The organism is Mycobacterium sp. WUMAC-067, from assembly GCF_020217485.1.
Lineage (GTDB): Bacteria > Actinomycetota > Actinomycetes > Mycobacteriales > Mycobacteriaceae > Mycobacterium.
This window is the reverse complement of the sequence record NZ_JAEKMI010000089.1, coordinates 1-8,736: the sequence shown is the minus strand read 5'-3', so window position 1 is coordinate 8,736 and position 8,736 is coordinate 1. Positions and strand designations below refer to the sequence as shown.

Here is an 8,736-nt window from a genome sequence, read left to right as displayed (position 1 = left end):
CACTCCCGATCCGTGTCTCCGGCACATCCACTCCTCGTAGTGTATGCCTCTACGGTTCAGGGCAGGTTCAGCATGTCGGCGCCGCCAGCCGCCCGAACTGGGAAAGCGACCGCTTAATTTGCCTCGGCCGATGACTCTAGCTTCGTGTCAGGAGTGAGGTGCACCCCACGCACTTCCGCAATTGCCGAAAAGGCGCCCCACAAAAAAGCGGTCAACTCTTCGACAAGGGCATCCTTGCTGACGGTCGGGGAATTCAGCCAGCGCAGCACACCAAGTCCCACCGCTCCCAGAGCAGCATCCACAACATATTCAAAGTTGGCGCCCTCGCCACCACGCGCCTCGATAGCGGCTGACCAAACATCCACCGTGGCGTCCGAGAGCGGCCTGCCGCCCTCGATCAAATCCGCGGGCGAACGCCCGTCCCTGAAGTGGGAATTCACCAGGAAACGAAAAAGATTAGGCCGCTTATCCACGAGCCCGACGTAAGCGGCCACCGCGGAGCTGACCAGCTCCAGCGCCGTGGTGGCGGCATCAAACTGCGGCACGACTTGCTCGATGATCATCTCCTGCACCCGCTGGCCGACCGCGGCGAATAAGGCGTCCTTATCCGCGAAGAATCGATACAGCTTGGGCCTGGGGATCCCCGCGGTCTTTACGACATCGTCGATGGACAGGTCAGGCCCATACTCGTCGATCGCGCGAAGCGTCGCTTCTATCAGCTCCGCCCGCACAGCAGCTCGATGCTCGCGCCAACGATCGGCTCGGGCATCTCCGGTCAACTCCGGTAGCAGCCGCCCCACGGCACCCAGGTTCATCGACACCCCGAAATTCTAATCTAAAAGCTAAAGCTACTGCACAAGCCAACGGTGCGTCAGGCAACTCCTCACGCGTTGAGCCTCTCGGTGCCCGCCTGGAAGCGCCTGAACGTCGCGCCGCGCGTGACGATCCGTCTTCACCATCATGAACGCGATTCATCGTAGCGGCCGGCCGACCCACCACGAGGGAGATTCGAAATCCAATTCTATTGACGGGTTGTGACGGTGATGCCACCATCAACCCATGCGCACTGACTGCAGGGATCATTCTGTAGGCGATGCCACGGCGGAGTCTTTGGCCTGGGCTGGTGGCGCATGACGATGGTGTTCGCGTCTGGCACTCTAGAATTGCCGGCTGAGGCGGTTTTCGACTACGCTGTCGACTACCGCCGGATGCCGGAGTGGGTCTTTGGGTTGCGCACCATTACGCCAATCGGCGAACTATCAGACGGGGTCGGCGCCGAATTTCGAGGAACCGGCAAGATCGGCCCAATCGCGATGACCGGAACGAGTCGCATCACCGAGTGGGAGCCGTGCCGGCGCATCACAGAGGCCTTGGTGACCAACAACGGCATAGTTGCCTTGGCAGCCGTTGCCACGACGCCGATGGGATCAGCAGTGACCCGCGTTGACATAACTGCCGACTACAAGTTCCCCGGTGGGCTCGCGGGCAAAGTCCTCCAGCGCGCTATCGAGCCGTTGCTTGGTTCAGGTATCCGACACACTGAACGAGCACTGCGTCGGCAATGTCTACGCACCTGCTGAACAGCTCCCACACACTGAGCCGTCCCGGCGTTTCCGGAGACTCCCGATCTTGGGAGGATTCGAGTTATGGCACGCCCGAGCAAGTATCCCGACGAGCTTCGTGAGCGTGCAGTGCGCATGGTCGCTGAGGTGCATCCGCAGTACCCCTCGCAGTGGGCGGCGATCACCGCAGTAGTCGAAACCCGGAACGAGGGCCCCCATACGTCTGGACCAAGACCGTCGACCAAATCTTGATCAGCATCGTCGGCAACTACTGCACCAAAATTAATGACTCAGGGCACTAGTTCGTTTGGGTGGCGTCCGGAATCCGGTGTAAATCGGCCTGCGGAGGTTCTGGCTTCGGTGAGTGATGCTACGCGGTGGCGCTGACGGTTTCGGTGGTGCTGCTAGCGAAGTCCGGGGTGTGCTGGGGCCACAGTTGCCGGGGTGGTTGCAGCAGGCTGCGGCGCAGGTCTTGGAGCTGGCGCAGCCCGGCGGGGGTCATGGTGAGTCCGCGCCAGCCGCGGGATGCGCGGTCGAGCACGGCCCAGGCGATGCTGTTACAACTGGTCTCGCCAGGGAAGCGGCCGATAACCTTTGCGCGGCGGCGGGTTTCTCCGAAGGTGCGTTCGATGAAGTTCGAGTGGCGGATGCGGTGATGATGTTCGGGCGGGAACCGCAGATAGGCGGTCAGGCCCTCGCGCTCGGTCAGCATGATCTTCATCGCTGCCGGGTAGGTGGTCGTGTAGCGGGTAGCGAACGCGGTCAGCCGGGCGTCGACCAGTTCGACCAGCCGCGGACCGGGCTCGGTTTTGAGGTCCTCAGTGTCGAAGCAGGCCCAGTAGCCGTCGCGGATCTCGGCCTGCATCCCGGCCGGGATCTTGGCCAGCACGTTGCGTAACCGCTGGATCAGGCAGCGTTGCCGCAGCGCGGTCGGGAAGACCTGCTCGATCGCGGCGATCAGGCCGCGGGCACCGTCGGAGATGACCAGCAGCGGGCACGCTAGCCCACGGTCGGTGAGATCGGTCAGGAAATCGGCCCAGGCCTCGGTCGACTCCACCACGCCGGGGGCCAGGCCAACAAAGACGGGCTTGCCGGCGGTGGTGACGCCCCACGCGGCCAGGATCGGCTCGGCCGGCGAGCCGGGATGCATCCGGAAGAAGGAGGCATCCAGGAACAGCTAATCGAGCACGACATCGCCCAGGGGCGCCGCGCCCAGGTGTTGTACTCGGTTTTTATCGCTTGGCATACCTGCGAGACAGTCGATTTCGAGATCGCGGCCTGATCACCGAGCGCATCGGCAAGGGTGGCCTCGACATCACGCACCGACAGTCCGCGCACGAACGAGGCGATCACCAGCGATTCCAGCGCATTGGTTTTGGTGACGTGCTTGCCGAACAGGCGTGAGACGAACGCGGCGGTCGTGCCGCGCAGCTTGGGCCGCTCCAGGGTGACTGGGCCGACGGTGGTCTTGACCGTCGCTGGCCGATAACCATTGCGCGCCCCGGGGCTGCGCATCCGGCGCGGCCGCGGCGCGTTGGTAGCGGTCACGGCCGAGGAACTCGGTCACCTCGGCCTCCAGCGCGGCCTGCATCAGCAACTGTGCGCCGAGCCGGGCCACCTCCTCCAGAATCTCGGGCAGCTCACGATCGGATGCGAACAGCTCGTCGATCTTGGCGCGAACACGATCAGTCGGCGATACTCGTGCAGGCACGGGCATAGGTCCTTTCTTCGATGACTTGGTAGGTCTCGAAGCAGAACCTATGCCCGGCCCATTTACACCGGCTTTAGGACGCGACCGTTCGTTTGCCTTTTCTTCCCAGACTGCGCCGGACGCCGAGGCGACGCCGCCCTCCCGCCGCCTTGACGACAAGTGCTAGTGTGGCCGTGCCCAGCACAAGGTAACGGCGCCACCCCAGCGCCTCCACGACCATTGCTACCGAGGCCGTGGCCAAGACAAGCACTACAACGCCCGAACGGCGAATCGAATCTAATCTCATGGCCAATAACTATAGCGTTCGTCGCGACCGTCTGGAATGCAGGCCATGGCCTTTAAGAGCTCCACACTGAATCGCCCCGGCATGTCCGGAGACTCCACTTCTTGGGAAGGTTGGAGTCATGTCAGGTGGTTCATTGAGGAGGTATCCGCCGGAGCTGCGTGATGAATCGCCCTGGTTCTGTCGGAGGCTCGGGTTATTGGATTCCGATCAGGGGTTGGTCGGTCCGTTGTGCATCGTAGAAGGTGGCTTCGAACTCGGTCGGAGGAACGTCGGCGAGGTAGCTGTGTAGGCGGCTGGTGTTGTGCCAGTACACCCAGGCCAGGGTCGCCAGCTCGACGTCCTCGACGGTCTTCCAGGGCCCGGTGTGAGCCGGCCCGTAGATCAGCTCGGCCTTGTAGTAACCGTTGACGGTCTCGGCCAGAGCGTTGTCGTAGCTGTCCCCGATGGTGCCGATCGAGGGCACCGCACCGACCTCGGCGAGACGTTCACCGTAGCGGATGGAAGTGAACTGGGACCCGGCATCGGAGTGACATGTCAAGCCCGGCAATGTGTTTCCACGTGACCAGCGGGCCATCTCGATCGCGTCGAGCACCATGGTTGTGCGCATGTGGGAGGCCACCCGCCAGCCCACGATCATCCGGGAGTAGGCATCGACGATGAAGCACACATACGCCACCCCAGCCCAGGTCGGCACGAATGTTAGATCCGTGACCCACAGTTGGTTCGGCGTAGTCGCCGTGAACTTCCGCTTGACCAGATCGGGGTGGCGAGGCGCTGTCAGGTCGGGTTTGGTGGTGCGGACCCGTTTGCCGCGCCGCGCTCCTTGGATGCCGGCTGCGCGCATCAGTCGGGCGACCTGGTCTCGCCCGACGTCGTGGCCGGCACGGCGGGCGGCTTTCCACAGCTTGCGGGCGCCGTAGACCCGGTAGTTGTCCCACAGCGCCACCAGGGCGGGCGCCAGCTCGGCGTCTCGACGGGCCCGTGCCGACAGCGGCCGTGCCTTGGTGTCGTAGTAAGTACTCGGGGCCACCGACACCCCTGCGGTGCGCAGGACGGTGCAGATGGGCTCGACCCCGAATTCCCCACGGTGGGTGTCGATGAAGTCGACTACTTCTTGTGTTGGCGGTCGAGCTCCGCGCCGAAGAAACTGGCCGCTCGTTTCAGAATCTCGCCCGCTTCAGTTCTCGTATCTCTTGCTCGAGCTCTTTGACCCGCTGTGACTCCGCAGTGGACACCCCAGGTGCATACCCGTCGTCGATATCGGCCTGACGCACCCAGGAGCGCACCGACTCGACCCCGTAGCCGAGCTGGCGGGCTACCCGTGACACCGTTCCCTGCTCGGTGCCCAACTCGGCACGCAGTGCCCGCACCATCCGCACTGCAGCGGCCTTCTCCTCCGGGCTGTAACGACGCGCCGTGGGCTTCCCAGACGACTGTTCCTTCGGCATACCTGCATCCTCGTTTCCAAGGTCAGGAGCCTCCGGGATTTCCAGGGCGATTCACACCTCGGCAGTCTTGCCGGAGAATCCCGGAATGCTCATCAGCAGTTCCCGGGTGAGGCGAAAGGGCGCCATCGCTTCCTCGATGCGCTCATCGAGGCGACCGATATCGGCGGTGTGAGCATCGATGCGGTCAAGGAACAACCGGGACATAAACGCGTGATGCTCACTGAACCGGCCGATCAACGCCTCGGTCAACGCCGGGATCTTGCGGCGCAGCGTCCGCTTGGCCAGATCGGCAATCATGGCTGGATCGTTCTGGCCGGCGATCAGCGCCTCGAGCATCGCTCGTCCGGACACTCCGGTGATGTCGGTGGCCACCGAGGTGAGTTTGATCCCGGCGTCTTCGAGCAGCTTCTCCAACCGCATTACCTCGCGCGAGCATTCCCGGGTGATGTGCGTGCGTGCGTGGGTCAGATCCCGCAGCGCGCGAATTGTCAACGGCAATCGAAAACTGATCAGGAGTCGGCAAGCACTGGTCAGTATTCACTTGCCGCCGACACGAATCGGCGGCGGCGGCACCAACGACGCCGTCACCAGCCCGTGAGCCCCGAGATCGGCCAGCCACGCAGCATCAGACACATCGGTCTTGCGGCCGGGCACATTGCGCACCCGCGACGCATTGATCAGCATCATGTTCAGCTCATCGTCGAGCAGGTAGTAGAACGGTTTCCAGTAGTCGCTGGTGGACTCGATCACCACACACGTGACCTTCTGCGCGATAAGATGCTCACGCAACGCCAGGATCTGTGATGTCATGGCACCCCATGTCGTCACTGTCGACGACGCTCCTCTGCGTCCATGGCCCTGAATCCGCACACAGACCTTCGCGTCTTTCTTCGAGCAATCGATTCCCGCGCACCGCGGGTGCACCACATCCATCGAACTCACCGCCTCCCAACAGGATTGACAAAGGGGCGTGTTCCGGGGAGATGTCGGCGTCGTCTGAAAACTGACCCCGTGTCGCCGTTGACAGGAGAGCGGGATGAAACAGAATTCTGACACTCGTGCTCGACGGCAACATTCCACGGTCCCCGTGGATGGGGGGCTCTCCACCCTCAGGCTAATTTGCGGGCTCACAGGCAACATAGTGCAACCGGGGTCAACCGAAACACCTTCCAGCATGAACCGTCGGCCGCCTGGACGCTGAACCCAGCGCAGGCCCCGTTCGGAACCGCAACTGGCTCGCGGAATTTTCGATCACCACGGTGAGAGCGAAGCGCGCCCGAGAAGCTAGTTTGATAAAGTCGGGTCGACCGCTCCGGCCGTGGTGAGCACGGTTTTGCGGCCGCGCCCGTTGCGGGAGTTGCCCGAGCCATAACCAGCCGGATCGCCGTACTCATAGCCCAGGTGATCAGCGATCTCGACATCCAAAGCGCGTTGGAGCACCGCCTTGGTCATCTGCGCCAACAGCCCCTCAGGTGGAGGCGTGGTGGTCGAACGAGCTGGCCACCGCACGGCGGATCGACTGGTTCAACCACCGCCGCCTGTATGAATACTGCGGCGATGTTCCGCCAGCCGAACTCGAGGCCGCCTATTACGCTCAACGCGAGAGAGCAGCCGCCAGCTGAGCTCTCACATCAGAAAGTCTCCGGACTCACCGAGACAGTCCCCGTTGGATTATCCGGCGATGAGCGGATTTGTGCGGTGCTCACCGTTTCCTCGGTTTGAGCCAGAAGCCATTTCGGAAGTGCTTTGGTGTGATGTCGAGGCCGGCAGAGTTGCCGGCCGGGATGCTTTGGTCGTGAAGCGCAGACCGTCATCGATCTTGCCGCGGCGTATTTGACGGACATCGAAGAGGTAATTCTGCTTTGCTTTCCATGGACCGCGGGATCCAGACTTAGGGAGTTGATCCATCGCGCGTTGGAAGTAGCCGGGCGCAAAATCCGTGAACGGCAGTTCCTCGACATCCTCGCCAGGGTGGGGAGCTACGACGGTGTCGTAGCCGTGCGCATCCATGTAGTTGAGTAAGCGACAGACGTATTCAGACACCAGGTCTGCTTTCAGTGTCCAGGACGCGTTGATGTAACCGATAGTGAACGCCATGCTCGGGACGTCGGATAGCATCATGGCCTTATAGGTCATCGACTTCGCGACGTCGACGACCTGGCCGTTACGGGTAATCTTGGCGCCGCCGAACAGCCGCATGTTCAAACCGGTCGCGGCGACAATGATGTCGGCCGTCAACTCCTGACCCGAGGAAAGCTTGATCCCGGTCCTGGTGATGTGGTCGATAGTATCGGTGACTACATCGGCCTTGCCGTCCCGAATGGCCTTAAAAAGGTCGCCGTTAGGGGCCAGGCATATCCGTTCATCCCACGGGTTGTACTTCGGCCCGAAATGCTTATCCACGTCATAGCCTGCGGGCAGCTGGTGCTTAGCCCAAGCGATCAGCGCTTTTCGCATGGAACGGGGAAAGCGACGCGCCAGTCTGTACTGCGCCACAGCTAACAGGATGTTCTTCCAGCGGTTGACGAAGTCCGCGCTCCTTGTCGGTAACCACTTGATGAGCTGCACGGCAATGGGGTCGATGTTTGGCAGCGATCCGATGTAAGTCGGTGAACGCTGCAGCATCGTTACCTGGCCAGCGCCTGAATCCACGAGGGACGGAATAAGGGTCACTGCGGTAGCACCGCTGCCGATGACGATGACGTTCTTACCCGCATAATCGAGGTCTTCGGGCCAGTTCTGCGGGTGAACAATAATTCCTTCGAAATCCTTCTCGCCCCGGAATTCTGGACGATACCCCTGGTCGTAGTCGTAGTAGCCGCTGCACGCAAACAGGAACGCGGCCGTGATCTCGGTCGTCTTTTGGCGGTCCCCAGCCACCTTGATCGTCCAGCGCCTGTCGGCGTCCGACCAGTCCGCAGACAATACCTGGCTACCAAACCGGATGTGGTTGTCGATGCCGCTCTCGGCGGCAGCTTCCCAGAGATAATCCTTGATCGTGGCGCCATCAACGGTAAAGCGCGGCGAGTGCCACGGCTTGAAACGGAACCCGAAGGTGCACATGTCGGAGTCCGATCGGATGCCCGGATACTTGAACAGGTCCCATGTACCACCCAGATCAGCTCTGCGCTCTAGAACTACATAACTCTTGTTGGGACAGCGCTCCTGCAGATGCCAGGCAGCGCTGATACCGGAAATACCCGCACCCACAATCACAACGTCAAAGGATTCGGACATAAAACTGCTTGCTCCCTTCTTGGCGACGGTCTCGGTGAAATTCGGTTCACTTCAGGTAGCCGACCAGGGCCCCCTTGGTGCCGAAGAGTTCCTCCTGCCATTGCTCGAGCAACGCGTTGGTGTCGATGTCGTCGGGATGAAATCCCGGTCGCAAGTATTGCCTGAGCTCTGGGATCAAACCCCGAAATATCGGACCGCGGTAGACCCGATAGGTCTCACGCACCAGTCGCACTGGCTGACGGCACGCTTCGGGATCCCGCGCCACCGAATACGCCAGCGTGCCACTCATGAGGAGGAGCAGAAGGGGGATCATTACCGCCATCACACGTCGACGCACCCGCTCGGTACCCCCCACCGAGCGGAATACGTCAAAGGCAACCGACTTGTGCTCAAGTTCCTCCAGCGCATGCCACTTCAGGAGATTCCACACCTCCGCATCACCCGGGATCGCCCGGAAGTCCTCATCGCCGAGCAGCCGCTCAGCAAGTATCG

5 protein-coding genes, 4 pseudogenes and 1 other annotated feature are annotated in these 8,736 nt (G+C 61.9%); of the genes and pseudogenes, 1 reads left to right on the top strand and 8 read right to left on the bottom strand.

Translation table 11 applies throughout. The features are described from left to right. Positions 1-113: 113 nt before the first annotated feature. Positions 114-815: a TetR/AcrR family transcriptional regulator gene (locus tag JF781_RS26810; RefSeq protein WP_033721584.1), complete on the bottom strand. Its 702-nt coding sequence runs from the start codon at positions 813-815 to the stop codon at positions 114-116. Between the two features lie 315 nt (positions 816-1,130). Between JF781_RS26810 and JF781_RS26805 the strand changes: the two genes are divergently transcribed. After that, positions 1,131-1,580, top strand: coding sequence for an SRPBCC family protein (locus JF781_RS26805; RefSeq protein WP_007172254.1), 450 nt, complete (start codon positions 1,131-1,133; stop codon positions 1,578-1,580). A gap of 352 nt (positions 1,581-1,932) precedes the next feature. Here the strand turns inward: JF781_RS26805 and JF781_RS26795 are convergent, their stop codons facing one another. The 7 genes and pseudogenes from JF781_RS26795 to JF781_RS26770 form a co-directional block, all read right to left on the bottom strand. Further along, on the bottom strand, positions 1,933-2,733 hold the full coding sequence (locus JF781_RS26795) for a transposase (protein ID WP_304363907.1): 801 nt from the start codon (positions 2,731-2,733) through the stop codon (positions 1,933-1,935). An 89-nt stretch (positions 2,734-2,822) separates the two neighbouring features. Beyond that, positions 2,823-3,077: pseudogene (locus JF781_RS28785) on the bottom strand (transposase); the annotation flags it as partial. 675 nt (positions 3,078-3,752) lie between these two features. Next, positions 3,753-5,007, bottom strand: a pseudogene (locus tag JF781_RS26790) (IS3 family transposase). Then, positions 4,581-4,712 (bottom strand) — a sequence feature (AL1L pseudoknot). It overlaps the preceding pseudogene by 132 nt. Before the next feature lie 54 nt (positions 5,008-5,061). Next, a pseudogene (locus tag JF781_RS26785) lies at positions 5,062-5,940 on the bottom strand (transposase); the annotation flags it as partial. A 369-nt stretch (positions 5,941-6,309) separates the two neighbouring features. After that, positions 6,310-6,516, bottom strand: a pseudogene (locus tag JF781_RS26780) (transposase); the annotation flags it as partial. A 162-nt stretch (positions 6,517-6,678) separates the two neighbouring features. Continuing rightward, positions 6,679-8,244: an NAD(P)/FAD-dependent oxidoreductase gene (locus JF781_RS26775; RefSeq protein ID WP_007172240.1), complete on the bottom strand. Its 1,566-nt coding sequence runs from the start codon at positions 8,242-8,244 to the stop codon at positions 6,679-6,681. 46 nt (positions 8,245-8,290) lie between these two features. Then, a partial coding sequence (locus JF781_RS26770; protein WP_225325991.1) for a metal-dependent hydrolase occupies positions 8,291-8,736 on the bottom strand: 446 nt, incomplete at its 5' end.